This window comes from Frankia sp. R82, assembly GCF_023716925.1.
Taxonomy (GTDB): Bacteria; Actinomycetota; Actinomycetes; order Frankiales; family Frankiaceae; genus Frankia.
Genome location: NZ_JAMQQG010000043.1, coordinates 51914 through 66223, shown reverse-complemented (window position 1 = coordinate 66223; position 14310 = coordinate 51914). Strand labels below are relative to the sequence as shown.

The 14310-nt window shown below is 68.4% G+C and carries 14 protein-coding genes, 1 tRNA gene and 1 pseudogene; 9 read left to right on the top strand and 7 right to left on the bottom strand.

All coding sequences use genetic code 11. The features are described from left to right. Positions 1-12: 12 nt before the first annotated feature. From ND747_RS11040 to ND747_RS11025, 4 genes are all read right to left on the bottom strand, one after another. The gene (locus ND747_RS11040) at positions 13-1212 is read right to left on the bottom strand and encodes a cation:proton antiporter (protein WP_251733421.1); all 1200 of its coding nucleotides are present in this window, start codon (positions 1210-1212) and stop codon (positions 13-15) included. Continuing rightward, positions 1209-1637, bottom strand: a complete 429-nt coding sequence (locus tag ND747_RS11035) for a hypothetical protein (protein ID WP_251733420.1) — start codon at positions 1635-1637, stop codon at positions 1209-1211. The genes ND747_RS11040 and ND747_RS11035 overlap by 4 nt, the downstream gene beginning before the upstream one ends. A gap of 212 nt (positions 1638-1849) precedes the next feature. Further along, positions 1850-2671, bottom strand: coding sequence for a sterol desaturase family protein (locus tag ND747_RS11030; RefSeq protein WP_251733419.1), 822 nt, complete (start codon positions 2669-2671; stop codon positions 1850-1852). 279 nt (positions 2672-2950) lie between these two features. Beyond that, entirely contained in the window at positions 2951-3160 is a 210-nt protein-coding gene (locus ND747_RS11025) for a hypothetical protein (protein ID WP_251733418.1), read from the bottom strand. 1299 nt (positions 3161-4459) lie between these two features. On the opposite strand from ND747_RS11025, the gene ND747_RS11020 reads away from it, so the two are divergent. Next, a tRNA-Leu gene (locus ND747_RS11020) sits at positions 4460-4544 on the top strand. 532 nt (positions 4545-5076) lie between these two features. Here ND747_RS11020 and ND747_RS30075 read toward each other — a convergent pair. Further along, positions 5077-5121 (bottom strand): annotated as a pseudogene (locus tag ND747_RS30075) (hypothetical protein); the annotation flags it as partial. 38 nt (positions 5122-5159) lie between these two features. Continuing rightward, positions 5160-6191, bottom strand: coding sequence for a recombinase family protein (locus ND747_RS11015; protein ID WP_251733417.1), 1032 nt, complete (start codon positions 6189-6191; stop codon positions 5160-5162). A 360-nt stretch (positions 6192-6551) separates the two neighbouring features. Between ND747_RS11015 and ND747_RS11010 the strand changes: the two genes are divergently transcribed. Further along, a complete protein-coding gene (locus tag ND747_RS11010) occupies positions 6552-6743 on the top strand; it encodes a helix-turn-helix domain-containing protein (protein WP_251733416.1) in 192 nt (63 codons plus the stop codon). A 409-nt stretch (positions 6744-7152) separates the two neighbouring features. Here ND747_RS11010 and ND747_RS11005 read toward each other — a convergent pair whose 3' ends face one another. After that, the gene (locus ND747_RS11005; RefSeq protein WP_251733415.1) at positions 7153-7863 is read right to left on the bottom strand and encodes a hypothetical protein; all 711 of its coding nucleotides are present in this window, start codon (positions 7861-7863) and stop codon (positions 7153-7155) included. 225 nt (positions 7864-8088) lie between these two features. Here ND747_RS11005 and ND747_RS11000 point away from each other — a divergent pair, with 225 nt between their 5' ends. The 7 genes from ND747_RS11000 (at position 8089) to ND747_RS10970 (ending at position 14287) form a co-directional block, all read left to right on the top strand. After that, the gene (locus ND747_RS11000) at positions 8089-8352 is read left to right on the top strand and encodes a hypothetical protein (protein WP_251733414.1); all 264 of its coding nucleotides are present in this window, start codon (positions 8089-8091) and stop codon (positions 8350-8352) included. 78 nt (positions 8353-8430) lie between these two features. Continuing rightward, on the top strand, positions 8431-8601 hold the full coding sequence (locus tag ND747_RS10995; RefSeq protein ID WP_251733413.1) for a hypothetical protein: 171 nt from the start codon (positions 8431-8433) through the stop codon (positions 8599-8601). After that, a complete protein-coding gene (locus ND747_RS10990) occupies positions 8598-8975 on the top strand; it encodes a hypothetical protein (RefSeq protein WP_251733412.1) in 378 nt (125 codons plus the stop codon). Before ND747_RS10995 ends, ND747_RS10990 begins: the two co-directional genes overlap by 4 nt. Continuing rightward, positions 8972-9292: a hypothetical protein gene (locus ND747_RS10985; RefSeq protein WP_251733411.1), complete on the top strand. Its 321-nt coding sequence runs from the start codon at positions 8972-8974 to the stop codon at positions 9290-9292. Before ND747_RS10990 ends, ND747_RS10985 begins: the two co-directional genes overlap by 4 nt. Continuing rightward, on the top strand, positions 9289-10683 hold the full coding sequence (locus ND747_RS10980) for an AAA family ATPase (protein WP_251733410.1): 1395 nt from the start codon (positions 9289-9291) through the stop codon (positions 10681-10683). The genes ND747_RS10985 and ND747_RS10980 overlap by 4 nt, the downstream gene beginning before the upstream one ends. Further along, on the top strand, positions 10680-11753 hold the full coding sequence (locus ND747_RS10975; RefSeq protein WP_251733409.1) for an NADAR family protein: 1074 nt from the start codon (positions 10680-10682) through the stop codon (positions 11751-11753). Before ND747_RS10980 ends, ND747_RS10975 begins: the two co-directional genes overlap by 4 nt. Continuing rightward, the gene (locus ND747_RS10970; RefSeq protein ID WP_251733408.1) at positions 11750-14287 is read left to right on the top strand and encodes a hypothetical protein; all 2538 of its coding nucleotides are present in this window, start codon (positions 11750-11752) and stop codon (positions 14285-14287) included. Before ND747_RS10975 ends, ND747_RS10970 begins: the two co-directional genes overlap by 4 nt. Positions 14288-14310: the final 23 nt, after the last annotated feature.

Below are 14310 nucleotides of genomic sequence, written 5' to 3'. Positions count from 1 at the left end.
CTTCACCTGCGGTCAGGGTGACTCGGGATCCGGCTCGTGGGTCGGGGTCGGGGTGGGACCGGCCGGGTCGGCCGGGTTGGCTGGCGCGGTGGGATCTCGGCCGGTGAGTGCTGCTGCCACGGAGGCGACGGCGATCGTGACGAGGGCGCCGAGGATGAGGGCGGCTGGTTCGCCGGTGGCCAGCAGGTGCGACTGCGCACCGAGGGTGGCGGCCGCGACCGGTACGCCGAGCTGCGCGGCGGCCAGCGCACCGAGTGTTGCCGGCTGGCCGATCAGACGGTTGACGAGGTGACACAGGCCAGCCCCGAGACCGAGGGCCAGGCCGAGCCCGATCAGCGCGGGGCGCTGGGCGAGCGCCTGCAGGTCCAGGGACGCTCCGAGCCAGAGGAAGAACAGCGGGCCGAAGAATCCCTCCGTGATGGCGAAGAGCTGGCGGGCCAGGCGGCGGGGTTCGCCGACGGCGGCCACGGCCAGGCCGAAGGCGAACCCGGCCAGCATGATCGATACCTGGGAGGTCTGGGCGACGGCGGCCAGGCCGAACAGCAGGGCGAGACTGATCCGCAGTTCCAGGGCGAACTTCCGGCGTTCCGACAGGCGGTGAAGCTTTCCACGCCACCCACGGCGTTCGGTCTCGCGCAGGACGGCGAACAGCGCAACGGCGCAGACCACCACCACGACGGCCCCGATGGCCGCGCGGCCCGCCCTGGCGGGGTCGATCGCCAGGGGCAGGGCGACGATGCACGCGGCGTCCGCGATGGCCACCTGGGGCAGTAACTGCAGGATCGCGGTGCCTTCGAGCTGTAGTGCGTCGAGGATGGGCAGGACGAGGGCGGCGGAGGACGAGGACAGCAGCACGGCGTACAGGGCCGGGTGGCCGGTGCCGAAGACCGTGGAGATGGCCAGCGCGACGGGAACGGACACCGCGCCCACGACGGCGGCACGGCACAGCCCGACCGGCAGTGCGCGCCGAAGGCCACGGTCCCCCACCGGGACATGCGAGCCGGCGACGAACATCACCAACGCGAACCCGACGTTGGCCAGGAACGCGAACGTGGGCGTGGTCGGGTTCAGGCGCCCCACGCCCATCGGACCGAGGGCGATCCCGGCCAGGAGTTCACCGACGACGACAGGCAGCCGCCAGCGGTGCGAGAGCGCCAGCAGCGGACCGGTGATCCCGGCCAGGCAGACCAGTGCCAGAAGAGCGAAGCTCACTCCTGCTCCGCCGCCGGGCCCCCTGGCCGGGCCGGCTGGGTCGGGCGGGTGCCGGGGTCCACCAGCCGACAGGGAATGTCGGTGTTCTCGTCAGTGTGGTAGCTCGCACACACCCGGTGGTAGCCGTCGGCGATCTGCAGCGCCCGTCCCGACGTCAGGTCGCCGCGGATCAGCAGCACCGGAGACAACGCCTTGCGCCCGGCGATCTTGTGCAGGTCCGCGGCAACATGCGGGTTGTCGACCGGCAGCAGCGGCAGCCCGGACGCACGCAGGATGTCCTTGGCCTTCCAGTGCCGGGTCCTGGCCGCGCGCAGCAGCCCCACCAGGACGTCGATCTCCTCGGGCCCGGCCAGGAGCCCGAGATAGGCCGCCGCCGCGGGGTAGTCATGCTCTTCGGGGTCGTTCTTCCACCGGACGTCGGGCATCCGTCCATGCTCCTCTACCGACCCACCTGCGCCGATCGAGGCCCCCACGGTGATCCCACGATGTTCCCGCAGTGGTCCAGGTGCTGACCGCGGGCTGTGCGTGGCGGCATCGGCCAGTCACGCGGGGTGCCGGCGCCCGGGGTTCACGTCGCCAGCCGGGCCTCGGATCGCGCCGGGGGCCATGAAGAGGACGAGGCCGGTGCCCAGGCCTCCTACGGCCGGCCGGGTGCGGACGGCCGGGCCCGGAACGGGGCGGCGAGCTGGCCGAGCCAGCTGGCCGGCATGGCGTCGGGGATGCCGTAGGCGGTGGGCAGCCGGCGGGGAAGGTGACTGGTGCGTAGCAGCCGGTCCCAGATCGAGAAGATCGCCCCGTAGTTGCGGTTGACCGCCTCGGGTTCGAGGGCGTGATGCCAGTGGTGGAACGCGGGGGTGACGAACACGGCGCTCAACGGCCGCAGCGTGATGCGGGTGTTGGCGTGGGCCAGAAACGGAAAGTAGAACTGGAACGCCATGAAGGCCGCGGAGAAGCTCAGGTCGAAGCCGATCGCGTAGATCGGGAGCACGGTCACGACCAGGTTGATGATCTGGTCGAGGGGATGGCCGCGGCTGGTGGACAGCCAGTCCAGGTCAGTGCTGGAGTGGTGCACGGCGTGCAGCCGCCACAACGGTCCGATCTCGTGCAGCGCGCGGTGACCGGCGTAGTTCGCCAGGTCGGCGACCAGAACCAGCACGGCGAACTGCAGCCATCCCGGCTGCGCGAGCACGACGTGGCGCACCGCCGACGGGAACACCCGGTGCGCCGCCGGGCCGAGCACGCCCAGTGCCACCGCGAACGCGATCGTGATCGGCAGCCGGTTGGCGAAGCTGTGCACGACGTCGACGACCCAGTCGGGCCGGGGCGGGCGGTGGATCAGCGGGATGAGCTGTTCGAGGGGAATGAAGACCAGCGCGCAGATCACGAACCCGAGCACCAGTTGCGGGCGCTCCAGGACGCCGGCGGCCACGGCGGCCACGGCGATCAGGCCCGTGGTCACCCTCCGCAGCACTCTGGCTCGGCCTCCCCCGGACCTACCGGAGCACCCGCGCCCCCCGGCCACCGTGGCGTCCCCCGGCGCCGCGATGGCAGTGCTGGTCCCGGCCGACGCGGGTACTGGCGAGACAGCGGCCATCAGCGTGTCCTCTCGGGGGATTGCGGCCGATCCGCGGTCCGGGCCCGACGGCCTGGACCGGCCGGTCCGGGTCGCGCCGGTGGGGCGCCGGCCGTGATGGCCCGCGCCCCACCGGGCAGCCCCGGCAGCTGCGGGGCGTAGGAACTACTTGGACGGGTCGACCACGATCGGACCGCCCTTGATCGGACCACCGGTGCCGCCGCCGATCGGCATCACGCCGGCGTCGGAGGACGACCCGCGGAACCAGTCCGGGTGGGTGATGGACAGCGTCCCGCCGACCAGGCCGAAGGCGAGCATCGTGATGAGCAGGAGGCGCCCGACGGAGTTCTGGAAAAAGGTCTGCACTGCAGCCATACGTATTCCTTTCACGCCTGGCACGTGCGCCTCGGGAGAAAAAGGGGAAGCGCGCGTACCGACCGGAACGCTCCGGCGGGCCCTTGCCCGCCGGGGAGGAGGCCGGCTGGATCCCAGGTTGGGAACCCTTTCGACTGACGCTCAGGGTATCCCGTTGAAAGTTGGGACGCGATGACTGTCGTGTAGTCGACACCCGACGTTCATGTGCATGGTCCGACCTGGGCGCGAAGTGGGCCCGTGGACCCAGAGGCCGCTTTCCCGCCCTTTATCGCCGGGATACCGTTTCTTCGACCTTCCCGGTGGACCATTTTCCTCCGCATTCCGATCTGGCGCCAGCCGGATCGTTCATGTCGCGAGCGGGCACGAACGACGGCCGTCCTCTCTCCCTCGTTTGACGTCGAGTCGCGTGGTGTGGCCTGGATGCGGCCGTGGTGGGGCGCACGGAACCAGCGTCCAGTACCAGCCCCGCGACCAGCATCGACGACATGGCGGACACCATGGTCCGATCACCCACCGGCGTCGGGGACGGGTGGCACCTACATCGCGCGAAAGCGCGCGCTGTTCGGCGCCGACCCATGGGTGAAAGCGTCGCCGATATCGCAGGAGTGACCGCCCGCTCTGGCGTTTGAACACTGCGCCGAACACCCTCTCGGACGTTTTTTCCAACGTCGGGGCGAGAGCTGCGGCCCGAATCCCACCGTCGCACGGTGCCCGCTGCGCGAGCAGCATTCGCCAGCGACCAAGGCAGGTCAGGGGCGGCACCCCCGCCGCCGCCTGGACATGTGCGGCGAAGACGATACGTGACATAACCACAGCGCCGACAAGCTCCGCCAAGATCCAGACCCTTCCGGGATCGGCATGCACAAGCCCGATCGCCGGGTACGGCCGATCGCCGGGCCAGCGCGCCTGGACGGCGATCGGCCGCCGTGCCACCCCGTCCGCGGCAACGCCCCTACCCTGCGGCCCCGATCAGAGGCCGTCCACCACACCCATGACCATCGTCGGACGCGGAGTGCGGCGCCCTCCGTCGAACATCACCGCGCCGGACGGCGATGCTCCCCGGTTCTGATGCGCTCGCCGACGCGCCAGGCGAGCGCAGGGCATCCCCTACACGGAAGGGCATCGCCGCCTACAGGGTCCGCCCGGCGGAACGGCCCGCACGCCCGATCCGACCCCGGCACCCGACCTTCGGCGCGCCCCACCCGGGGACTTGATCTGCCGGTGGCCGGGGGTAGCGACAACCACCATGTCCGACCGTGTAACATCGCTCCTGTCGGCGGGTGAGACCCGCGACCACCTGTCCGGGTGGCGGAATGGCAGACGCGCTAGCTTGAGGTGCTAGTGCCCTTTATCGGGCGTGGGGGTTCAAGTCCCCCCTCGGACACGTTCTGAACTCCATGGTTCAGCTGCACGGATGCCGCAACCCGGCGCAACCCGGGGTCGTAGATCAGCGTCAATCCGATCTGTGCGTACAGCCGCGCCTTGTCCGCGGGGTCCGCATCGCCGAGGACGACCGCGATGTCACCAAGCTCGGCGACCAGCGCAGCCAGCTCCTCCTCGGCCATCGGCCGCATCGTCGGAGCGGTCACGCTCGACCGTTTGACCGCCGCCGCCCGCGCTGCCTGCGTCTCGGCAATCCATCCCGTCACCACCACCGGGTCCGCGCCCGCCTCCAGGGCAGCCCGATGCTGGGCCAGCTTGCGGTCGCAGTCGGCGATTGCCTCCCGGGCCTGCCGGGCCACCTCCACCTGCCGAAGATCCACGGGACGGTCCTGCTCGCCGAGCATCGCCCGAATCGTGGCGCCCAGCCGGTTCGGGGCGAACGCGGTAGCCACCCACCGGTCCAGCTTCGGCACCACCCGGTCTTCCCGGATGTACACGTTGCGGGGATGGTTCAGCGCGTTCGCAGTTCCGTACTCGGCGGGGAACCCGCAGCGGTAGTGTGGCCGGCCGTTGTTCATCGACCCCTGCATCCGCCGGCTGCAGATCGCGCAGTGCATCAGCCCGCGCAGCTGGTAGGGGTGGCGCCGCCTGGGTGGGGTGTGCGGGTTCGCCGCGGTTCGGGACTGTGAGGCGATGATGGCGCCGGCCTGCCGGAAGGTGTCGTCGTTGACCAGCGGCGGGTGAGCGATTTTCTCCGACCAGATCCAGTCGTCTTTGCCGTTCCACCGCAACTTGGTGGTGTGCCCTGGCCGACGTCTTTCACGTCGAGGAGGACCTCGTCCTTGCGCTGCTTGTTCCACACCTGCCGTCCGGTGTAGCGGGGGTTGGTGAGGATGACCCGGACGGCACTTTTCCCCCAGGCGATCCCGCTGCGGTGAGTGTTACGTGTCCGGTCGTGGGCCGAGGGGCTGGGGATTCCGTCGGCGGTCAGCCCCTCGGCGATGGCGAAAATACCTTGCCCTTCGAGGAACTGGCGGAAGATCCTGGCGACCACGGGGCTGGTATCCGGGTCGGGTTCCAGGACGTGGAGACGTTTCCCGTCGGCCGCCTTCGCTGGGTTGGGATGGATGCCGGCGTCGGCAAGGCGGTAGCCGTAGGGTGGCCGGCCACCGAGGTAGCGGCCTTCGGTCAGCGCCTGCGCGGCCATGGCCGAGCGGACGCGGACTTTGATCCGCATCCGCTCGCCTTTCGACATGCCTCCGAACACGGACATGATCAGGTCGTGGGCTTCGTTCCCGGGGTCGATCGGGCCGCCGACCTCAGGCACCCAGAGGGTGACGCCGTAGTGCTCGAAGACGGGGAAGGTCAAACCGAACTGGTTACCGTAGAAGGCGCGCTGCGGTTCCCCGACCACGACCGCATCGAAGCCACGGTCGGGGTCGGCAAGGGCAGTGAGGAGGTTGGCGGCCTGGGGGCGGCGCTGCCAGGGGACCGATCTGGACTGGCCGATGTCGAAGTAGTCGGCGACGACCTGCCCATCGCGGGGGGCGATGAGGGCGGTGGCGCGGCCGCGCTGCCAGCCCAACGAGGATTCCGGGTCCTGCTGATCCTCAGTGGAGACGCGGCCATAGAACGCGAAGCGGATCAAGACGGCTCCGTTCTGTTGGATGTGATCGGGGGCGCGTCAGCCAGTGGCGCCGAGGTGTGCCCGGCGCAGGATAGCGAGAAGTGTCCGGGCGGCTTGGGGCGACAGCTGCGGGGGGTCGTCGGGGACGACGACATCGAGGGCGTCTGCGGGTGGCGGGTCTGCGAGTCTGAGCCGCCGGCGAGGCTCCCGCTGAGGCGTCGGAGCCATCCCGGTTGTGCCAGGTCCCCACATCCGAGGTGAGTCGTCCCGCTCGGCTTCCTGCATCACCCGTACCTCCCGCTAGGCCCCCGGTGCCCCCGGAGGTTCCCCAGCATCCTCTTTTATGGGAGGCTACGTCCAGTCTTAGTAGACGGAGGCATGGTGGAGCGGTTACTGAAGCCCTGCGAGCTGGCAGAGCTGTTGCAGGTGAAGGCGAAGACGCTGGAGAACTGGCGGGCGATGTCGCCACCGCAGGGCCCGGCGTTCGTGAAGATCGGCCGGGTGGTGCGCTACCGGACGCTTGATGTGCTCGAGTACATCAAGGCACGCACGGTCCAGACCGTCGTCGACTAGCTCTGCCAGGGCCGGGTTACTCTGGCTACGGAGCAGGATTCGATTTGTCCGGTATCGACTTTCTGTGCGCAAATAACGATGACGTTCCGTTATTGTTCTCGCCTGCAACAGCGCGAACCACTAGCGTCACACAATCTGACGGTTACGTCGGTATCTGCAGGTAGACGACACCTTAGGGTGAGGTGTCCGCCGGGGGGCGGAGAGAGAACGGGGTGCGGGGGAGCATGGGTGATCACAGAGTGTTCGTTGCACTAGCGAACGCGAAACGGAACATTGATGACCGCAGGCGACTCTCCGAGGACCCCGGGGTAAACCCCCGCGACCGGGCCATCGCGGCGATCGAGGCCGACGCGATGGCGGGACAGCTCGACCAGATCCGCAACGACGTCAGGGCGCTCCGTGAAGCGTCCTAGCTGTCCGATTCCCGCGGGTCACTGACCGGCTCGCCGTCACCGTCGAGCTGCTGGAACGCGGCCTCGAGGTCGTCGCCGCTGCCAACCAAGCCGTAAAGGTCCTCGACAACCTCACCGGCGTCGACCGCTGCCCGCGGCCGTCCCCGGCTCGCGCGCAGGAACGCATCAGCCAGGAGATGCGCCGCTTCCACCCACTCGGACCTGGTGCGCTCGTCCATCTCGTCGGCCTTGGCTAGGAGCCGTCTGGCCTCGATTTCGAGGTGGGCGTCGTCGGTTTGGCCGCTGATGGATCGGGCGAGAGCATCCCGAATGTCGGCGATGCCGAGATTGAGGGCGGTTGCGAGGCCGCGGATGGCCCGGTCGCCTGGCACGCGTTTCGGCGCGCTTCGCTCGAGCCGATGAACGTTGCTCGCGGTGAGTAGCTGGCCTTTTTCGTCACTGCCAGCCAGGGTGGCGACGGCTTCGTAGCTGAGCTTGTCTTTCGCGCGCTCGGTGAAGATCAGCCATTGAAACGGGGTTGGCCGCGCCAGTGGCCGGAGCGGCCCCTTGCCGAGGGCGTAGTCGGAGGCGGAGCCCGGCTCCCACCACATGGCGGTGTCCACCGACGGCAGGGTTGAGACGTTGACGCCGCCGCCCTGGCCCATCAGGTAGTAGGTCGAGGTCGGTAGCGGGTACAGCTGCCGGGCCTGCATCCCGAGCTCGTCCATGCGGTCGCGCACAGCGGCGTGCAGGAGCCGGGTCTGTTCGGGGGTCAGCCGACCACCCCGTTTATCCGTCGCCACAGGCGCAAGGGTGTCACATCGCTGTGGCGCGTCGCGGCCGATCCTGGGGGCCGGCTCGTGTCTGTAGTCACTGAGGGCTCAAGCTCTTGCATGCATGTTCAGCCTGTTCCAGCTCTTGACTTTTCCTGGAACAGAATGGAACATTAGGCCATGGCTCTAACGACACGGCGCACCAAGCCCGCCGACCGGTGGCTCCGATCGTCGGACGTTGCCGTCCTGTTGGGCTACACGCGTCAGCACGTCACGTGGCTGACCCGTCGCGACGCGAAGCAGAAAGATCCGGCGCGTGGACTGAAGGCGGCAGAGCACATCCAACGCGGAACCAAGATCACATACCGCTACCGGCTGTCCGACGTCATCGCCTACATCGAGGGCCCGGTCTACGCCCGCGGACTGTCCGCAACAGCCGCATAAACGCCGGACGCCCCATGCCGTTGCGACCGGCCGGGGCGTCCTGACACCCCATCCCACCACCATCAGAGAGGGGTACCTGTGTCTCACACTACCCCGGGGATCACCCGCCACCGGCCGTGCGCCGGCTGCGGCGGATCGATCCACCTGCACCGCGCGGTGCTCGGCATCGACGGCCAGGCCGTCCACGTTCCGGCCGAGCAGTGCGACTGCCCCCGGTACGTCGAGGCCACGCCGACTGGTGCCGTATGAGCGCGATCAACTTCCCGCCCGGCTCGCCGCAGGACCTTCAGTCCCGCAGACTCCAGGGCGCGGTCCTAGCGTTCGACGACTGGGTGCTGACGTACGGGTCGGTGAACATCCCACTGACTGCCCAGCGGCGCTACAGATGCACGCCTTCCGCCTGCCGCTTCGGCTTCCACTCCTGCGTGGCTGCCGCTGTCGTCTACTGGGCCACCGCCGACGGCGGCCAGTGGCACTGGCACGTCATCGACGGCCGGCCACTCGACGTACGCCCCGGCGACAGCATCGTTCACCTGAACCGGTCGCCATATGCCGACCCGGACGTCGCGATGCGGGCCGCCGAGCTGGGCGTGACCGCCTACTTGGCTGGTGATGTCCGATGAGCGACAACCCGACGGCCAGCCCCTACCAGGGGGATGTGGCCACCGCGGCGAACCTCGCCGCCGACGCCGTCCGCCTGGCCAACAGCCTGGACGGCACCGGCTTGCCCGTCGCCGAGCTGGCCCGCACCAAAGCGCAGGTGTCGACCGCCATGTCGCTGGTGACGCTGACCCAGCAGATCGCCGACGCCGGCCCGCGGATCCTCGCGGACGCGGTCGACGCGCTCGCCGAGAAGGTCATCGACATCGCCGATGACGTGGCGGACATCGCCGACCAGATCATCCCGTCCGACCAGACCACCCCGGGGGCTGCAGCATGACCGTCGCACCACAGATCCGCTCCCGCCGGCCCACCGGCCAGGTGCCGTGGCCGGTGATCCTCGTCGAAGGCGGGGAGAAATCCGGGAAGTCGTACTCCGCGGCCCTGCTGTCGGCATCGGCCCGTGTCGGCCGAACCTTCTGGGTCGACCTCGGCGAAGGTTCCGCCGACGAGTACGGGGCGATCCCCGGGGTCCGCTACGAGGTGATCGAGCACGACGGCACGTTCCTCGACATCCTCGGCCAGGTCCGCGCAGTGAAGGCCGAGGCTCGCCGCGCCTCGGACGCGCAGGAACCCCCGACCGTCCTGGTGATCGACACCATCTCGGACGTGTGGGAGGGGCTGAAGAACTGGGCGTCGGAACGGGCCCGGCAGCGCCGCAAGCTCGGCCCGGACGTCGAGGTGACGGTCTCGATGGACTTGTGGAACGACTCGGGTTCCCGCTACCGGCGGCTGATGACCGAGCTCCTGACGTTCCCGGGCATTGTGATCCTGCTGGCCCGCGGGAAGGAAGTCGCCGCCCTCGACGACAACGGCAAGCCGATCGAACGGCAAAAGGACTATCGGGTCGAGGGCCACAAGACGCTGGCCTACGACGCGACGATGTGGGTCCGGATGTCCCGATCCGGCAAGCCGCAGATCATCGGGGCGCGGTCCGTGCATGCCGGTATCCGCCCGGGGCGCGACGAGCCGAAGGACGTGAAGGCCGCCGAGGCAGAGCGGAACCTCCTCGAATGGCTGATCTTCACCGCGTTGCGGTGCGACCCGGAGCAGGCGCATGTCCGGGACATCAAGGCCACGACCGGCGGCGAGCTGACCGCCGAGGAGCGTGGAGAGGACCCATCAGCGGCCCAGTTCCGTGACCGCGCACTCGACAAGAACGCCACCCAGGAAGACCTCCGCCGGCTGTACGACGATGCCCTGAAAACAGGGAAGCTCGCCGTGCCGGTGATGGATGAGACGGGCGAGATCGGCCCCCTCGGCAAGCTGATCATTCGTAAGGGCAACGAGATCTCCTCGCCGCCGGCCATCGCTACCGGTCGGGCGGCCGAGCAGCAGCAGACGCCTGCGCCGGTGCCGAACTCCGTCCAGACCCCGGCCAACATGAACGGGATCAGCGGCGACCTGGCCAGCATCCCACCCGCGCCGGCGGCCAACGCGCCTCTGCCAGAGCCGGCTCCGGACGACTTGGAGGCCCGGCGTCGGGATGTCACCCAGGCTGCCATCCGAGCGGGCTTCGCCCAGCCGGACGGGACGCTGGACTTCGCGGCGCTCACCGCCGCCTACGAGAAGTGGTCGGGCGGGTCGCTGCTTCGTGACGCGACAGTCGGTCTGCTGCAGCGGTTCGCCGAGCACCTGAAGACCGTGAGCCGGCAGCCGGTGGCGGCATGACCGCGCCGACGATCGGTGAGATCCGCAACGGCTCGGTCCTCGCCCCCGACGGTCACTGGCATCCAGTCGCCATCGAGGAGTTCAAAGGCACGCTCGGCTTTCTGTCGAACTTTGCCCGCGCACCCTTCACCTGGGGTGGCCGCACATACCCGACGGTTGAGCACGCCTTCCAGTGCATGAAGACCGTCGACGCCCGGCAGCGCGAGTGGGTGCTGTCCGCTCCCACCCCCACCGAAGCGAAGGCCCGAGGTAGGAAGGTACAGATCCGGGACGGTTGGGACGAGATTCGCCATCAGGTGATGACCGAAGCCGTCCGCGCCAAGTTCACCAACCCCCATCTCGCAAACCTGCTCGTCGAGACCGGCGACCGGCTGCTCGTCGAGGGCAACACCTGGCACGACAACGTATGGGGGGACTGCTTTTGCGGCCGTCCCGCCTGCGCCGCCGAGGGCCAGAACCATCTCGGGAAGATCCTCATGCAGATCCGCTACGAGCTGGGACGGCAGCGCGTGCAGGCGGCCAAGGGCCAACAGCAGACACAACACGCTGGCCAGCCGGCCGACGCGTCTCCGGATGCCGACCTTGAGATTCCACCGGCGATGCTGAACGCCGACCCGGAGTCCCGAGGCCGGATCCTCGACACGATCCCGTCCCGAATCCGGGAGATCCGCTCCCGGTTCGCGCTGAACGAGCAGAACTGCAACCCCGAACAGGTCGACGCCGAACAGCTCCGTATCGCCGCCCGGCTGGAAGACGTCGCCGCCTACAAGCGGGCCGCGATGGAGGCGCTGTCGGAAGCAGAGGAGATCCGTCTCCGCGCCTACGCCGCTTTCTTCGACCGCTATGCCGCCGAGTGCGAGGCTACCGGCGCTCGCCTGCTGCCTGAGTACCGGCAGAAGGCGAAGGCTGATCTTGCGACTGCCGCCGAGCGGGAGGATGTTCGCCGCTGCAAGCTGGCGCTCGCCTACATCGAGGACCGGTCGAAGGTTCTGTCGAAGCAGCTCACGCTTTGCCAGTCGCTGGCGAAGTCCGTGACTGCCGCATCCGGTGGCGGGCGGTGGTCGTCATGACCACGCTGGACGAGCGTCCGGCCGGCGGGCAGGACGCGCCGGACGTCGAGGAGCTGACCGGGCTGGGCCTGCTGCAGCTGGCGATATCGGAGATGGAAGCCTCCGACCCGCGGGCTCTGCAGGTGGAGACCGGGGCGTCGCAGGCGATGGGTTGCCGGGCCGAGTCGCTGTGGCGGCTGCTCCGCATACCCGAGTCGGACCCGCGGCTGCGGGCGGACTCGTGGATGGGGAAGGCGGCCCACGCGGCTGCTGAGGCGGCGCTGCGCCGCCTTCCGGACCGTTTCCGGCTGCTGGTCGAGTTCCGGGCGGTGTACCGGAAGGTGGCCTGCACAATCGACCTCGGTTTCATCCTGGCTGGCCGGGTGGTCGACTGGAAGTTCCCTCGCCTCTCGAAGATCGCCCGCCTGAAGAAGGACGGGATCGGCCGGGGCTACCGCGCCCAGGTGCATCTCGCCGGCGCCGCACTCCGCGAGGCGGGCTACGACATCCATACCGTCGGCTTGGTGTTCGTTCCCCGCGACGGCGATTTCGAGGACGCATGGGAGTTTTCCGAGCCGTTCGACCAGAAGATTGCCGACGAGGCCGCGGACCGGGTTGCCACCGAGCGGGCGCGGGCCACCGAGATGGCCGGCATCCTCGACCGGTTCGGCGCGGAAAGCACGGACGATAAGATCACCGAGATTCGCCGTGCGATCGACAAGTGGGAGATCCGCGACGAGGACTACTTCTTCTGCCGGACGTTCTGTTCCTACGGCACGAACTGCCGCGGGCCCGAGCCGAAGTTCCCGTCGCCGCCTGACGACGGCGCGCTCGAGGCCGCCCAGCAGGTTGCCGCCGCCTGGGCGCAGGAGCAGGAAGCGAAGGCCCTGTGGGTGCTGTTCTCTCAGCACCTGTGGCCCATTCTCACCGATATCGGCCGGGTTTTCCTCGCTGCTTCGCGTTCGGCGGGGGCGTTCGGGGACGCGGCGGGTAACTCCGGAATCGAAGGCCTCGGTAAAGGGCTGGACACGCTGCGACAACAGCTTGGGCCGATCTTCCGGAATCTGATCGAATTTTTCCAGCAGATCGCGCCGTTCAACCGGGCCATGGGTCAGGTCTTCTCGCAGATCATCATTCCGGTTCTGCTGTTTTTCGCGAAGGTCGTAGGGGCGATTGTTCTGCCTGCTGTCAACGCATTCGTGTGGGTGCTCGCCCACGTGCTTGGCCCGACACTCGGCGGCGCCGGCGGCCAGATTTCTGCCCATACCCGGACGCTGGGAGTGCTCGCCGCCGGCTTCATGATTTTCCACCGTTTCGTGTCCCCGATCCTCGGGACACGAAACGCCCTTCGGCTACTCATTCAGGGCCTGCGGGATGCCCGAGCCCTCTGGAACGTCTCCCGACTTCTGAGCTTCGCCCGCGGCTTTCAGGCGCTCGCCGGTTTCATCGCCCGCATGACCCCGGGCGTGCGGATCCTCATGAGCCTACGGGACGCTATCCGCCGGGTAGGCGGCGCATTCAGCCTGATCTCCCGTGGGATCAGCATTGTGCGCACCGCGTTCACCGCATTCTCCGCTTTTCTCGCTGCCAACCCCTTAGGTGCACTGCTACTCGTTCTCGGCCTGCTCGTCGGAGCTTTCATCCTGGCCTACACCCACTCGCAGAGATTCCGCAATCTTGTACATGGAGCGCTGCAATGGGTGGGTAATGCGGCCAAGGCCGTAGGTCACTTCTTTCAGGAACTCCCAGGGCAGATCCTCGGCTTTTTCGGGAAAGCGCCGGAGCTCCTCAAGGAGGCTGGTGGAAAAATCCTCGAGGGCCTGCTTTGGGGGATCAAGATGTATTGGAATATTATCGTATTCTGGTATGTCGGCCTACCGCTGATGATCCTCGGGTTTTTCCTGAACGCCGCGCAATGGCTGTTCGACGCAGGCGTCCGGGTGCTCCGCGGGCTGCTCGGTGGTCTCCAGAACGGCTGGACCGCCGCGTCCAGCTGGGTAGGACGCATTCCAGGGGTGATCGGCGGCCTGTTCGCCGACGCCGGACGATGGCTGTTCGACGCAGGAGAGCACATCATCCAAGGCCTGATTGACGGACTGAAGCATGCAGCCGGGAAAATTGGCGACACGATGCACTCGATCGTGTCAAAAATAAAAGGCTATCTACCTTTCAGCCCGGCAAAGGAAGGCCCGCTTTCCGGTCGAGGAAACCCCTTCTATTCTGGCCAGTCTATTGTGCGGCTACTCGCCCAGGGTATCGGCGGGCAGATGGGCACGGTTGACGCGGCGATGGGCCAGCTCACCGGCCGGCTCACCCCGGGCGCGTTCGGTCCGGCCGCTACCAGCTGGGCGGGCGCCGCTGCCAGCTGGGCGGGGAATCTCGCCGCATCTGCCGGAGGGCAGCCGGCCGGCAAGCCGGCGGACATCGTCGTTCAGATCGACGGCCGCGAGGTGTTCCGCGCTGTGCAGACCCAGGCGTTGCAAAGCGAGCGACGGAACTTGACCAATGGTCTTTCCGCCGCCGGCCAGGGCCAGCGCGCTCTCGGCGCAGCCTGACCATCCACGTTTCCACATCCGCC